The following is a 12,787-nucleotide window of genomic DNA, read 5'->3' on the forward strand; positions in this document are numbered from 1 at the left end:
GGTTACCGATGCCCGGTAGGCTCGACCGATGCACCAGCGATGGCTGCTCGGCGCCGCCGCCCTCGGCGTGGTCTGGGGAGCGGCCGCGATCGCTTTCGACATCCCGGTGCTGGTGCTCGACCTCCTGCTGCACCTCGGCCCGACGGTGGCCGGTGTCGGCGCGCTGGTCGCACTGATCGGGTGGCGCCCGGCGGGGCCCGCCAGCTTCCAGGTCCGCGGCGACACGTTCGTCGCGCCGACCAACCGCCGGCGCACGATCGAGACCGCCGCGTTCGTGCTGGTGTTGACCTCGCAGGCGGCGCTGGCCGTCGACCGGCTCAACGCCGGCGGTGGCCTGCTCGACGGCCTCCTCTCGGTGCTGTTCGGCCTGCTCGCCGCCGCACTGCTGGCCCGCGCGCTGCTGGTGCCGACGACGGTGGAGCTGAGCGCCGAAGGGCTGCGGGTGCCGGGCCGGCTGCACCGCGTCGACGTGCCCTGGTCGGCGATCAGGCCGGGCACGCCGTGGGCGCCGCGGCTGCGTACCCAGCGGCTCGAGCTGTTTCTCGGCCCTTCCTATCTGGTACGCCCGCCGAGCGAGCGCCGGACGCGCCTGGACGTGCCGATCGACGTGCTCGACATCCACCCCTGGTTCCTGGCGGACGCGATCCGCTACTACGTGGCCCACCCGGAGCACCGCGCCTCGATCGGCCGCCCGGCCGAGCTGGAGCGGCTGTCCCGGCGCCTCCGCGACGGCGGCGCACCACCCGCGCTGCCGGCCGGACCCGCGGCACCGGTGGTGCGGCAGGCCACGGCCCCGGCCGCCGAACGGTCGGGCGCCGCGCACCGGAGATAAAGTCGATCGCATGCGTGATGCCCAGCAACTTCTCGCCGACGCCCGAGTGATCGCGGTGGTCGGCGCGTCGCGCGACCCCCGAAAGGCCGCACACTCCGTCCCCCTCCAGATCCAGCGCCACGGCTGGCGGATCATCCCGGTCAACCCCCACGCCGACGAGCTGTTCGGCGAGCCGGTCTACCGCTCGGTCGCCGAGATCCCGTTCCCGGTCGACCTGGTCAACGTCTTCCGCCCGGCGCACGACGCCCCCGACGTGGTCCGCGACGCGATCGCCGCCGGCGCGCCGGCCGTCTGGCTGCAACTCGGCATCGTCTCCGACGAGGCCCGCAAGCTGGCCACCGATGCCGGCCTCGACTACGTCGAGAACCGCTGCATCGCGGTCGAACGCGCCGTCGGCAACCTCTCCCGCGCCTGACGCTTTCCCGCCTGGAGAACCGCCCCTTCCCAGCGGCGTGTTCGCAGGCTTTGCTCTGCATCCATATACGCACCACCCGCGCTGAGCTGCGGTGCGTATATGGATGCAGAGCAAATGCGGTCGCGAAGCTACGGGCGGCGGGTTAACGTCCGCGCATGTTGACGGTGCGGCGGGCCAGCGACGACGGCGACTTCAACCTCGTCCGGCAGGTGCGGATGGCGGTCATCCCCTACGAGCGGGCGCCCACCATCGCCGAGATGCGGGCGTCGCTGACCCGTGACTCGCTGGTGCTGGTGGTCGAACGCGACGGCAAGCTGATCGGCAGTGGCGCCGCCGACCGGTCCAGCATCCAGGGCGCGGCCACCGTCACGCCGCGGGTGTTGCCCGAGTTCCGCCGGCAGGGCATCGGCAGCCGGGTGCTGGCGCACCTGTGGGCGCACGCCGCCACGCTCGGGGTCGGGCACGTGCTCGGGCACGCCGACGAGGAGGGTTCGAAGGCCTTCGCCGAGCGGCACGGCTTCGCCGAGGTCGACCGCCAGGTCGAGCAGGTGCGCGCGATCGGCGCCGAGCACCCGCCACCGCCGCGGGCCGACGTCGAGGTCGTGACCGTCGCGCAGCGGCCCGAGCTGTGGGACGTCGCCTACGACGTGCTCGCCGCGCAGGCGTTCGAGGACATGGCGCTGATCGCCCCGATGCACGCGACTGTCGACGAGTGGCGGACGAGCTGGATCGACGACCCCGCGGCGATGTTCCTGGCCCTGGCCGGTGGCGAGTTGGTCGGGCTCGCCGGGCTGATCCTCGACCACGACAACCCGCACCGCGCCGAGAACGCGCTGACCGTGGTCCGCCGTGACTGGCGCGGCCGGGGCGTCGCCGCCTACCTCAAGCGGATCGCGCTCGCCCATGCCGCCGCCACCGGGCTCACCGAGGTCTACACCTGGACCCAGCAGGGCAACGCCGACATGCGCCGGCTCAACACGCACCTGGGCTACGCGACCCGCCTACAGAGCTTCACCATGCGCCGGGCGGTGCAGGGCGAAGGTCCGGGCCCGCAGGGGTGAGAACGCCGCGATCACGGCGATCGCGGCGAGACACAGGCCCAGCACAAGGGTCACCGCCGGGACGCCGGCGCGCGCCGCGGCGAACGTGACCAGCGGTGCGCCGATCGGGCCCGGCAGGTAGTGGATGGTCCAGAACGCCGAGGTGACCCGGCCGAGCAGGTGGTCCGGGGTGATCTCCTGGCGCAGCGACATCGAGCACGTGCCGGCCACGCCCTGGCAGAACATGATCACCGCGAGGAGCCCGGCGAGCACCGGCACCACGGGCGCGCTGCCGGCGCTTGCCAGGGCCACCCCGCTCAGCGCGTACGCGCCGATCCAGCAGGCGCCGAAGCCCAGCCGGCGGCGCAGCATCGCGACCACCGAACCCGCCACGATCGTGCCCGCGGCGCCGATCGCGAACACCACGCCGACCGCGCCGGCGCCTTGGCCGAGGTCCTCCCGCAGGCGGAAGATCAGCAAATCGTCCAGGGAGTACGTCACGAAGACGACCCCGCACAGCAGCACCGTGAGCGTGCGCAGCGCCGGCTGCCGCCAGAGGAACCGGGCGCCGGTGAGGAACCCGCGGATCGGCGACTCGCGCTCCGAACTGCCCTCCCGGGGCCGGAGCTTGACGAACGACATGGCGACGGCCGACAAGCCGAACGTGACCGCGTCGACGCCGATCACCCAGGCCGGGTCGAGCACCGCGAACAGCCCGGCGGCGATCACCGGCCCGGTCACGCTCGCCGCCGCGAACGACGCCGAGAGCAGGCCGTTGGCGTGCGTGATCTGGTCGCGGTCGACCAGCGCCGGCACCGCGGTGATGTAGCCGACCTGGTAGAGCATGCCGGCCGCGGCGCCCAGCGGCATCGCCAGGTAGAGCACCCAGACGTGCGGCGCGGCCAGCCAGACCAGCGGGACCAGCGCGTAGAGGACGGCCCGGGCCACATCACAGGCGATCATCACGGTGCGGCGGTCGAGGCGGTCCACGATCGACCCGGACAGCACGCCGGAGACCAGCCAGGCGACGCCGACCGTGCCCGTGACCAGGCCCATCTGGAAGACCGAGCCGGTGTGCTGGAGCACCAGCACGGGCACCGCGAGGGTGGTCAGCGAGTCACCCGCGACCGAGACCGTCTGCAGCACCCAGAAGAGGACGAAGTTCCGGTCCTTGCGCAGGGGCACGCCTTCACCCTAGAGGCGGTACTCCTTGAGCAGACCCCGCGAGATGATCGTTTTTTGGATCTCCGAGGTGCCCTCGCCGATCAGCAGGAACGGTGCCTCGCGCATCAGCCGCTCGATCTCGTACTCGGTCGAGTAGCCGTAGCCGCCGTGGATCCGGAACGCCTCCTGCACGATCTCGGCGCAATATTCCGAGGCCAGCAGCTTGGCCATGCCGGCCTCGACGTCGTTGCGGGCGCCGGAGTCCTTGAGCCGGGCCGCGTTGACCATCATCTGGTGCGCGGCCTCGATCTTCGTGGCCATCTCGGCGAGCTTGAACGCGATCGCCTGGTGCCCGGCCAGCGGCTCGCCGAACGTGTGCCGCTGCTGTGCGTACGCGATGGCGAGCTCGAAAGCTCTGATCGAGATGCCGCAGGCGCGCGCGGCGACGTTGACACGACCGACCTCGATGCCGTCCATCATCTGGTAGAAGCCGCGACCGACCTGCTCAGGGCCACCGAGGACGGCCGAGTCGGGCACCGCGACGCCGTCGAGCACCATCTCCGTGGTCTCGACGCCCTTGTAGCCCATCTTGGCGATCTTGCCGGGGATGGTCAGGCCGGGTGCGGTCTCGCCGAAGCCGGGCTCCTTCTCCAGCAGGAAGCAGGTCATGTTGCCGTAGACACTCTCGGCGCCGTTGTCGGTCTTGACCAGCGTGGCCACCACCGACGAGTAGGCGCCGTTGGTCAGCCACATCTTCTGCCCGTCGAGGACGTAGCCGGTGCGGTCGCGGCGGGCGGTCGACCTGATCGCCGCCACGTCGGACCCGCAGCCGGGCTCCGACATCGAGAACGCGCCGCGGATCTCGCCGGTCGCCAGCCGCGGCAGCAGCGCCGCCCGCTGCTCCGGCGAGCCGTGGTGCGCGACCAGGTAGGCGACGATGAAGTGGGTGTTCACGATCCCGGAGATCGACATCCAGCCGCGCGACAGCTCTTCGACCACGAGGGCGTACGTCAGGAGCGACTCACCGAGGCCGCCGTGCTCCTCGTCGATCGTCAGCCCGAAAAGCCCCATCTCCCGCATGCCGTCGACGATGTCGGCCGGGTACTCGTCGGCCCGCTCCAGCCGCGGTGCGTGCGGAATGATCTCTTTGTCGACGAACTCCCGGACGGTCTCCAGGATCGACGTCTGCACGTCGGTGAGGCCAGGTGTCTGGGCCAGGCGCGCCATGGTTGACATCTTCCCTCGTCATGACGGGGATCGGGGCGTGAATGGTCTCCTCGCGTTCAGTATCGTGCCGGGGACAACTCGGGAAAGGCGACGATGAGCTACCCACCCCCTGGAAACCAGCCCGATCCGTACCAGCCGGGGCAGCCCTACGACCCGCAGCAGTCCGGGCCGCCGGCCTACCAGCCGCCCACCTCGGGGCAGCCGGATCCGACCTCGGTCCAGCCCAACCCATATGGCCAGCCCAACCCATATGGCCAGCCCAACCCGTACGGCCAGCCGAGCCCCTACGGCCAGCCGGATCCGTACGCCCAGTACGGGCAGCAGGCCTACGGCGGTGGCTACCAGCCCCAGCCCTACGGCTACGCGCCGGCCCGGGGCACCAACACCATGGCGATCCTGGCGCTGGTGCTCGGCATCCTGGTGCCGCCCGCGGGCATCGTGCTCGGCCACATGGCCAAGAAGCAGCTGCAGACCTCCGGCGAGGAGGGCGGCGGCCTGGCCACTGCCGGCCTGGTGGTCGGCTACGTGCTCACGGCCATGTACGTGCTGTTCTGCTGCGGCGCGATCGGCCTGGGCTGGCTCGGCGCCACGATCGACAGCACGAGCTCGGGCTCAACGGGTTACTAGCTGTAGTGCGCTTCGCGCACGCTGTTGCCGCCGTCGACCACCAGCATCTGCCCGGTGATGTACGACGCGGCCGGTGAGCACAGGAACGCGATCGCGGCGGCCACCTCGTCAGGGGTGCCCGGCCGCCCGATCGGCGTGCCGAGGCCCTGCTTGAGCTCGGTGACCGTGGACGCGGCGGTGTAGATGGTGCCCGGCGCGACCGCGTTGACGGTCACCCCGTCGGCCACCATCTCCATGGCCAGCGCCCGGGTCAGGCCGATCACCCCGGCCTTGCCCGCGGCGTACGCGGCCTCGGTCGGCAGCGCGTTGACGGGGCCGGCGGTCGCCGACAGGTTGACGATCCGGCCCCAGCCGCGCTCGGCCATGCCGCCGATGAACGCCCGGCTGCACAGGAACGCGGTGCTCAGGTTGCGGTCGATCTCGGAGCGCCACTCGTCGAAGGTGAGCTGGGCGACCGGCCGCAGCACCTCCGGGTTCGCCCGGCTGGTCAGGCCGGCGTTGTTGACCAGCACCTCGACGTCGCCGAGCTGCTCGGCCACGGCGTCGGCCAGCGCGCCGACCTCGGCCTCGTCGGTCAGGTCGGCGACGAAGCCCGTGGCGCCCAGCTCGGTGGCCCGGTCGTGGATGCGCCGGGTGGTCGACACGATGGCCACCTTGGCGCCGAGCTGCAGCAGGCGGCGCGCGGTCGCGTACCCGATGCCGTCGGGGCTGCCGGCCCCGGTGACCAGAGCGACCTTCCCGTCGAGGCGAACGGTGGTCAACCCGTCGTCATGCTCCGTGTCGATTCCCATGCGGGAGATCCTGCCCGGTCCCCGCAACCCGAGCAACGAGACCCCCGCCTCGGGGGACCGGCCTAGCCGGGCGGCGTGCGGGTCAGCCCGGCCGCGCGGCCCTTCGCCGCGATGACCAGCGCCATCTTCCGTGACGCCTCGTCGATCATCTCGTCGCCGAGCATCACCGCGCCCAGCTTGCCGCCGGCCTCCGAGGTGGCGTGCGCGTACGCGTCGAGGATCTGCTCGGCGCGGTCGTAGTCTTCCTGGGTCGGCGCGTAGATCTCGTTGGCCGCGTCGATCTGCCCGGGATGCAGCACCCACTTGCCGTCGAAGCCGAGCGCGGCCGACCGCTTCGCCACCGCGCGGAACCCCTCGACGTCGCGGATCTGCAGGAACGGCCCGTCGATGGCCTGCTTGTCGTGCATCCGCGCGGCCATCAGCAGGCGCATCAGGATGTAGTGGTAGGGGTCGCCCGGGTAGTCGGGGATCAGCCCGCCGACCACCAGCGACCGCATGTTGATCGAGGCCATGAAGTCGGCCGGGCCGAAGATGATCGTCTCGACGCGGGGCGACGCGGTCGCGATCGCGTCCACGTTGACCAGGCCGGCCGCGTTCTCGATCTGCGCCTCGATGCCGATGCCGCCGACCGGCAGCCCGATCGCCTTCTCGATCTGGGTGAGGGTGAGGTCGAGCCACTCCACGTGGGCCGCGGACTGCACCTTGGGCAGCATCACGCAGTCCAGGTTGGATCCGGCGCCCTCGACCACCTCGACCACGTCGCGGTAGGTCCACTCCGTCGTCAGGTCGTTGACGCGTACGACCCGGATGCGGTCGCCCCAGTCGCCCTCGTTGAGCGCCGCGACCACGTTCTTGCGGGCCTCCGGCTTGGCCAGCGGCGCGACCGCGTCCTCGAGATCGAGGAAGACCTGGTCGGCCGGGAGTCCCCGGGCCTTGTCGAGCATCTTCAGGCTGGAACCGGGTACGGCCAAACAGGACCGGCGTGGGCGTCCCGCAGCGGCCATCGACGGCTCCTCACGATCGTTACAGTTAGGCCCTGACCAAACGGTAACCTCGCGCGACGACCGAGGAGAACCAAGCAGTGGAAGAAGTCACCGGGCGAGTCGCAGTGATCACCGGGGCCAGTTCCGGGATCGGGTTGTCCGCCGCCGTGGCCCTGGCCCGCCGCGGTGACCAGGTCGTCCTCGTCGGACGCGACCCCGCCCGGCTGGCCGCGGCCGCGGCCGAGGTGCGCGACGCCGCCGGCACGCTGCCGGCCTCCTTCCGCGCCGACTTCGGCGCGCTCGACGACGTGCGGGGGCTCGCCGAGCAGCTTCGCGCGGCGTACGACCGGATCGACGTGCTGGCCAACAACGCGGGCGCGATCGTGCTGCACCCGGCGACCACCGTGGACGGCTACGAGCTGACCATCCAGGCCAACCACCTGGCCAGCTTCCTGCTCACCGTGCTGTTGCACGACCGGCTCGGGCGGATGGTGGTGACCGCGTCGGGCGCGCACCGCTGGGGCAACCTGGACCCGCGCGACCTCAACCGGCCGCTGGACGGCTACATCCCGCTGCGGGCGTACGGCACGAGCAAGCAGGCCAACATCCTGTTCGCCGCCGAGGCGGCCCGGCAGTGGCCGGGGATGCTGTCGTTCTCCTATCACCCGGGCGCGGTGCGCACCCGGTTCTACAACGAAAACCGGCTGATCGCCTGGGGCATGAAGCACACGCCGCTGCTGCGCGGCCCGGAGAAGGGCGCCGAGACGCTGGTCTGGCTGGCCACCGCTGACCCGGCGCTGCTGGTCAACGGCGCCTACTACTACGACTTGAAGCCGCGCCGACTCGGCGCCAAGGCCACCGACCCGGCCCTGGCCGCGGCCCTCTGGAAGGCTAGCGAGCAGGCGATCTCCTAGGGCGCGACGGCGACCTCGGCGGCCAGGGCGCGCTCGCGTTCGCGGCGGCTCGCCTGTGCTCCGCCGAGCACCACGATCGCGACGCCGACGAGCAGCAGGGCGAGGCCGGGCAGCGAGGCGGTCCGCGGCACCTGGTCGAGCCAGAGCCAGGCGATCAGCGCCGCGCCCGGCACCTCGAGCAGGATCAGCACGCTGATCGTGGTGGCCGAGACCCGGCGCAGCGCGTAGTTGAACATCGTGTGCCCGAGCAGTTGGGCGCCGGCCACCAGGCCGAGGATGGCCAACCAGGTCGTGCCCGGGTAGCCGGACAGCGACTGCCCCGAGGCCAGGCAGATGACCAGCAGCAGCACCGCGCAGACCGAATAACAGATCGTCGTGTACGTGGTGGTGCTCAGGGTGACCCGGGCCCGCTCACCGAGCGCCGTGTACGCGGCCGCCATCACCGCGCCGAGCACCGCCAGCAGGTCGCCCAGCACGGCGCGGGACGAGACGCCGAAGTCCGCGCCGGTGGCCAGCACCGCACCCAACACCGCGACGCCGATGCCGGCCCAGGTCACCGTGCGCAGCTTGCGGCCCTGTGCGACCGAGATCAGCCCCTGCCAGACCGGCTGGGTGGCCACCAGCGCGGTGGACGCGGCCACGGTGGTGAACCGGATGCTCGGCATCCAGGCCGCGAAGTGCGCGGCGAGGGCCACGCCGGCCGCCACGCAGAACAGGCCCTCGCGGCGGGCCAGGGCGGCGTACTCGCCGCGGCGGGCGATCAGCGAGATCGGGCCGAGCACGCCGACGGCCAGCGCGTTGCGCCAGAACGCGATGGCCAGCGCCGGCGCCGCGGTGGCGAAGGCGATCAGCGGACCGGAGGTGGAGACGGCGAGGACGGCGACGACCAGCGCCGTGGTGGCGGCCGGGTCGAGGGCAGGGCGGTGCACGATGAACCATCCTCACAAATCACAACCTGCGTTTATCCGACTACTGTCAGTCGATCAGCCGATAGGGCGGGGCGGTGCGCGTCGATAGGCTGCCCCGGTGCCCGCATTACGCGCGGTTGTGTTCGACTTCTTCGGCACTCTGACCCGGCCTGTCAAACGAGGTCCCGAGCACCTCGAGACCGCCCGCATCCTGGGATGCGATCCCCAGGTGATGATCGCTCTGCTGGACGCCTCCTACTACCGCCGCGCCAGCGGCGACCTCGGCTCCGCCGAGGACAACCTGCGCTGGATCGCCGCCCGGGCCGGCGCCGACCCATCCGACGAGGCGGTGCGGGCAGCGCTGGCTTGCCGGGTCCGCGCCGTCCGGCACGACACGGAACTGCGGGACGAGGCCGTCCCGGTGCTGTGGGCGCTGCGGCTGCGCGGGCTGCGTACCGCCGTGGTCAGTGACTGCACCCACGAGCTGCCCGCGCTGCTGCCGGGCCTGCCGATCGCGCCGCTGCTCGACACGGCCGTGTTCTCCGTCGAGGAGGGGGTCTGCAAGCCGGACCCGAGCATCTACCTGGCCGCCTGCCAGCGGCTGCGGGTGGCGCCCGAGGAGTGCCTCTATGTCGGCGACGGCGGCAGCCACGAGCTGACCGGCGCGGCCGAGGTCGGCATGACCGCCGTCCGGCTGGCTTCCCCCGACCTCGCCGACCACCTGGTCTTCGCGGCCGACGAGGGCTGGTCCGGCTGCGCGGTGGACGGGCTCGTCGGCGTGCTCGACGAGGTCGACCATGGCCAGCACGCCCCGGTGCCGGGCAGGATGAGGGGGTGACCGACCCGGTGGTGGAAGAGGCGATCAAGAAGGCGGCCGTGGCCTGGGTGTCCGTCGACGGCGGCCAGCCGCGCGGGCTCTGGTGCGTGCCGATCGAAGGCGCGCTCTACGTGATCAGCGGCATCGGCGAGCAGCGGCTGCCCGGGCTGGCCGGCGCGACCACCGCCGAGGTGACCCTGCGCGGCGACCACGGCGGCCGGATCGTCACCTGGACGGCCGACGTGCGCCGGGTGCAGCCCGGCGACGACGAGTGGAACACGGTCGCGCCGCAGGTCGGCGGCAAGCGGCTCAACGCACCGGGCCCCACCGAGCAGTTGGTCGAGCGCTGGGCGATGGACTGCACGCTGAGCTGCCTGAGCCCGGCCGCGGACGGCGCGGTGGTCACCCGGCCCGACCTGCCCGACGCCAGCCTCGCCGAGCCGCCCCGCGAGACGCCCGCGGCCCGGCCGACCCGCAAGCCGTTCCGCCTGCACAAGGTGCGCGGCAAACGCTAGTCGAGCCACCACCTCGCCGCGTCGCCGCCGTAGGGCGTGAGCATCAGGGCCGGCAGGACCACGGCCGAGACGGCGGCGACCAGGAGCAGGTGCCAGGCGACCCGGCCGACGCGCCGGCGGCCGGTCACCAGCAGCGGCACAGACGCCGTCAGCAGCAGTGGTGAGAGCAGCAACCCGGTGTAGTAGAGCAGCGCGACGGGCACGAACACCGGCAGCGACAGGACCTCCTTCGGATCGTGCGCGCCGCTGAGCATCGCCGCCCGGTCGGCGCCGGCGGTCAGCATGCGCGTCGTGAAGGTGACCAGGACGGTCGCCATGGCGACGCCGAACGCGAGGTGGGCGACGGCGACGACGCGCGCGCCCACCCGGACCGGGTCGACCGGGGTGCGGCCGGGCGCGAACCGCCGGGTGGGCAGGACCGCCGCGAGACCCAGCGTCGCCGCCGTGCACAGGAGGCCGAGCCGCTCGGGGAGACCGGCGGAGAAGATCGTCGTCTGCGTGCTGCCCCGGGAGTTGGCGACCCAGCCGACGGCCGCCGCCGCGATGAGCAGGAGGGCCGGGACGCCGGTCAGCGCGATGGCCAGCCGGCCCGTCGGCTCCAGCGCACGGAAGCGGCGCAGCGTCCACGTGGTGACCAGCCAGCCGGTCAGCCCGCCCAGGAGGAGCGCGGCGGCGCCGGCCGGCAGGAGGGCCGCCGGGACCGGGTAGCGGACGTCGAGGAACGCGCTCACGCCGAACTCCGTCGGACCGGAGCCCACGGTGACGACCATGGTCTGGCCGCCGCGTTCGAGGGTGATCCCCGAGCCGGTCGCCGCCACCGCCGCCCAGCCCTCGGCCAACGCGTGGGAGCGCAGGTCGGCGACCAAGTCGGGCACCGGCCGAGAGCCGGGTGCGTAGGTGACGTCCACCTGGGTCGGGCCGCCGATCGACGTCCACGTGCGGCTGGCGCGGCCCGCGGACATGACGTCGGGCGGCATCAGCGAGACCGCGGCCGGCAGTGCGACGTCGCCGGGGTCGCGGTCGGCCGCGAACTGGACCGCCACGCCCAGCGCGACATAGGCGGCCGCCGCCGCGCCGAGCAGGGCCAGGACGGTGTAGCGGCGACCGTGCGGCGGCCCGAAGCGCTGCCGCAGCCCGCCCCGCACCAGGTCCCACGCCTCACCGGCCGGTGGGTGCGTCCGGTCGGGCGGAGCGCCTTCCAGCAGCGTGGTCAGCAACTCGTCGCCGCGGGCCCGCCGGTAGGCGCGCGGGTAGGCCAGCAGCAGGCGGCGGTAGCGGCGCTCGAGCGGGGTCACCGCCCCGCCCCGAACGCGAGCCGGGTGGTCCGCCGCAGCCGGGCGGCGGCCATGGCGGCGTTGGCCCGCAGCCGGTCGACCTCGGCGGACAGCGCGCCGGCGCCGTCGTCGGTGAGCCGGTAGTAGCGGCGAAGCCGCCCGTCGACGGCCTCCTCACGGTCGACGACGAGCAGGCCCTCCTCGGTGAGCCGGTCGAGCGCGGCGTAGAGGGTGCCCGCCCGCAGCGTGACCCGGCCGCCGGACAGGTCGGCGACGGCACGGATCACGCCGTAGCCGTGCAGCGGCTGCTCGGCCAGCGCGGTGAGGATGAAGAAGGTCGGCTCCTGCATCGCCATGCGCCGATGCTACCGACCATCTGCATATACCGCCAGTCGTACTATCCGACGAAGGGTGGCACCGCCATCTCGCCGCGGGCGATCGGCACCACGTTGCCGGTGACCCGGGCCCTGGTCACCGCGCCGCCGGCGGCGGTCACCACGCAGTCCAGCACCGACGGGCGGTGCAGCTCGGTGCCCTGGTGCACGACGTAGCCGCTCTCCCCGTCGGCGGCGAGCAGGCCGCCGGTGACCAGCCAGACGCCGAGGCCGAGCGCGGCCGAGCCGGTCGCCGGGTCCTCCGGCACCGACAGCCCGGGCGCGAAGACGCGGGCGTGGGCGGTGCGGGACGCCGGGTCCCAGGCGAACACGTCGATGCTGTCGGCCACCACGCCGCGGGCGGCCGCGCTGTCGACCCGCGCCCGGGCCACCGCGTCCGCGCGTACCGGCAGATAGGGAAACTCCAGGCCACAGCCGGCCACGCGGGGTGGCGCGGCGGGGTCGAGGTCCTCGGCGGTCAGGCTCACGGCGGCCAGCAGCGGGCCCGGGTCCAGCGGCTCGCCGACCGTCGCGGCGCCGCCGGTCAGCGTCGCGGTCGAACCGGACACCACCACCGGAAGCAGACCCGCGCCGCACTCCTGCACGACCTCGCCCGCCGCGAACAGCCCACGACCGGCCGCGGTCACCGCCGCGCCGACGCTGGGGTGTCCCGCGAACGGCAGCTCGCTGTTGGGCGTGAAGATCCGCGCCCGGTAGGTGGCCTGGGCACCCGGTGACGGCGGCAGCACGAAGACCGTCTCCGACAGGTTGAACTCGCGGGCCAGCGCCTGCATCTGGGTCGCCGCCAGCTCCTCGCCGCCGAAGACCACGGCGAGCGGGTTGCCGGTGAACGGCCGGTCGGTGAAGACGTCGACGATCTCGTACGCGACGGTAGACATGCGCTTC

Annotated in this window: 15 protein-coding genes; 7 read left to right on the top strand and 8 right to left on the bottom strand. The window is 72.8% G+C overall.

The features are described 5' to 3' along the window. The first annotated feature begins 28 nt into the window (after positions 1-28). From Air01nite_RS16545 to Air01nite_RS16555, 3 genes are all read left to right on the top strand, one after another. Positions 29-832, top strand: a complete 804-nt coding sequence (locus Air01nite_RS16545) for a hypothetical protein (protein ID WP_203703304.1) — start codon at positions 29-31, stop codon at positions 830-832. Between the two features lie 10 nt (positions 833-842). Beyond that, on the top strand, positions 843-1,247 hold the full coding sequence (locus tag Air01nite_RS16550; protein WP_203703305.1) for a CoA-binding protein: 405 nt from the start codon (positions 843-845) through the stop codon (positions 1,245-1,247). Positions 1,248-1,402: 155 nt separating this feature from the next. Next, the gene (locus tag Air01nite_RS16555; RefSeq protein ID WP_203703306.1) at positions 1,403-2,308 is read left to right on the top strand and encodes a GNAT family N-acetyltransferase; all 906 of its coding nucleotides are present in this window, start codon (positions 1,403-1,405) and stop codon (positions 2,306-2,308) included. Here Air01nite_RS16555 and Air01nite_RS16560 read toward each other — a convergent pair. Beyond that, a complete protein-coding gene (locus Air01nite_RS16560; RefSeq protein WP_203703307.1) occupies positions 2,249-3,472 on the bottom strand; it encodes an MFS transporter in 1,224 nt (407 codons plus the stop codon). The two genes, Air01nite_RS16555 and Air01nite_RS16560, sit on opposite strands and share 60 nt — an antisense overlap. A gap of 9 nt (positions 3,473-3,481) precedes the next feature. Then, positions 3,482-4,678, bottom strand: coding sequence for an acyl-CoA dehydrogenase family protein (locus Air01nite_RS16565; RefSeq protein WP_203703309.1), 1,197 nt, complete (start codon positions 4,676-4,678; stop codon positions 3,482-3,484). 93 nt (positions 4,679-4,771) lie between these two features. Here Air01nite_RS16565 and Air01nite_RS16570 point away from each other — a divergent pair, with 93 nt between their 5' ends. Next, entirely contained in the window at positions 4,772-5,305 is a 534-nt protein-coding gene (locus Air01nite_RS16570; RefSeq protein WP_203703311.1) for a DUF4190 domain-containing protein, read from the top strand. On the opposite strand, the gene Air01nite_RS16575 is transcribed toward Air01nite_RS16570, so the two are convergent. Both Air01nite_RS16575 and Air01nite_RS16580 read right to left on the bottom strand, forming a co-directional pair. Continuing rightward, positions 5,302-6,096: an SDR family NAD(P)-dependent oxidoreductase gene (locus tag Air01nite_RS16575; protein ID WP_203703312.1), complete on the bottom strand. Its 795-nt coding sequence runs from the start codon at positions 6,094-6,096 to the stop codon at positions 5,302-5,304. The genes Air01nite_RS16570 and Air01nite_RS16575 overlap by 4 nt on opposite strands. Before the next feature lie 62 nt (positions 6,097-6,158). After that, entirely contained in the window at positions 6,159-7,100 is a 942-nt protein-coding gene (locus Air01nite_RS16580; protein ID WP_203703314.1) for an HpcH/HpaI aldolase/citrate lyase family protein, read from the bottom strand. Positions 7,101-7,177: 77 nt separating this feature from the next. On the opposite strand from Air01nite_RS16580, the gene Air01nite_RS16585 reads away from it, so the two are divergent. Next, positions 7,178-7,993, top strand: coding sequence for an SDR family NAD(P)-dependent oxidoreductase (locus Air01nite_RS16585; protein ID WP_203703316.1), 816 nt, complete (start codon positions 7,178-7,180; stop codon positions 7,991-7,993). Here the strand turns inward: Air01nite_RS16585 and Air01nite_RS16590 are convergent. Continuing rightward, positions 7,990-8,925: a DMT family transporter gene (locus tag Air01nite_RS16590; RefSeq protein WP_203703423.1), complete on the bottom strand. Its 936-nt coding sequence runs from the start codon at positions 8,923-8,925 to the stop codon at positions 7,990-7,992. The two genes, Air01nite_RS16585 and Air01nite_RS16590, sit on opposite strands and share 4 nt — an antisense overlap. Before the next feature lie 94 nt (positions 8,926-9,019). Here Air01nite_RS16590 and Air01nite_RS16595 point away from each other — a divergent pair, with 94 nt between their 5' ends. Then, entirely contained in the window at positions 9,020-9,739 is a 720-nt protein-coding gene (locus Air01nite_RS16595; protein ID WP_203703318.1) for an HAD family hydrolase, read from the top strand. Continuing rightward, a complete protein-coding gene (locus Air01nite_RS16600) occupies positions 9,736-10,233 on the top strand; it encodes a hypothetical protein (RefSeq protein WP_203703319.1) in 498 nt (165 codons plus the stop codon). Before Air01nite_RS16595 ends, Air01nite_RS16600 begins: the two co-directional genes overlap by 4 nt. Here Air01nite_RS16600 and Air01nite_RS16605 read toward each other — a convergent pair. From Air01nite_RS16605 to Air01nite_RS16615, 3 genes are read right to left on the bottom strand one after another with little or no spacing between them, the layout of a single operon-like run. Further along, the gene (locus Air01nite_RS16605) at positions 10,230-11,528 is read right to left on the bottom strand and encodes a hypothetical protein (RefSeq protein ID WP_203703321.1); all 1,299 of its coding nucleotides are present in this window, start codon (positions 11,526-11,528) and stop codon (positions 10,230-10,232) included. The two genes, Air01nite_RS16600 and Air01nite_RS16605, sit on opposite strands and share 4 nt — an antisense overlap. Further along, on the bottom strand, positions 11,525-11,857 hold the full coding sequence (locus tag Air01nite_RS16610; RefSeq protein ID WP_203703424.1) for a PadR family transcriptional regulator: 333 nt from the start codon (positions 11,855-11,857) through the stop codon (positions 11,525-11,527). Before Air01nite_RS16610 ends, Air01nite_RS16605 begins: the two co-directional genes overlap by 4 nt. 47 nt (positions 11,858-11,904) lie before the next feature. Further along, positions 11,905-12,780 carry a PhzF family phenazine biosynthesis protein gene (locus Air01nite_RS16615; protein ID WP_203703323.1) on the bottom strand — a complete coding sequence of 292 codons (876 nt, stop codon included), beginning with the start codon at positions 12,778-12,780 and terminating at the stop codon, positions 11,905-11,907. Between the last annotated feature and the right edge of the window lie 7 nt (positions 12,781-12,787).

The organism is Asanoa iriomotensis (assembly GCF_016862515.1).
In the GTDB taxonomy this organism is placed as follows: Bacteria; Actinomycetota; Actinomycetes; order Mycobacteriales; family Micromonosporaceae; genus Asanoa; species Asanoa iriomotensis.

What these genes read in the sequence shown, in the direction of transcription:
- Air01nite_RS16545 (WP_203703304.1), top strand. Translation starts at nt 29, where the DNA reads ATGCACCAGCGATGGCTGCTCGGCGCCGCCGCCCTCGGCGTGGTCTGG.
- Air01nite_RS16550 (WP_203703305.1), top strand. Translation starts at nt 843, where the DNA reads ATGCGTGATGCCCAGCAACTTCTCGCCGACGCCCGAGTGATCGCGGTG.
- Air01nite_RS16555 (WP_203703306.1), top strand. Translation starts at nt 1,403, where the DNA reads ATGTTGACGGTGCGGCGGGCCAGCGACGACGGCGACTTCAACCTCGTC.
- Air01nite_RS16565 (WP_203703309.1), bottom strand. Translation starts at nt 4,678, where the DNA reads ATGGCGCGCCTGGCCCAGACACCTGGCCTCACCGACGTGCAGACGTCG.
- Air01nite_RS16570 (WP_203703311.1), top strand. Translation starts at nt 4,772, where the DNA reads ATGAGCTACCCACCCCCTGGAAACCAGCCCGATCCGTACCAGCCGGGG.
- Air01nite_RS16575 (WP_203703312.1), bottom strand. Translation starts at nt 6,096, where the DNA reads ATGGGAATCGACACGGAGCATGACGACGGGTTGACCACCGTTCGCCTC.
- Air01nite_RS16580 (WP_203703314.1), bottom strand. Translation starts at nt 7,100, where the DNA reads ATGGCCGCTGCGGGACGCCCACGCCGGTCCTGTTTGGCCGTACCCGGT.
- Air01nite_RS16610 (WP_203703424.1), bottom strand. Translation starts at nt 11,857, where the DNA reads ATGCAGGAGCCGACCTTCTTCATCCTCACCGCGCTGGCCGAGCAGCCG.
- Air01nite_RS16615 (WP_203703323.1), bottom strand. Translation starts at nt 12,780, where the DNA reads ATGTCTACCGTCGCGTACGAGATCGTCGACGTCTTCACCGACCGGCCG.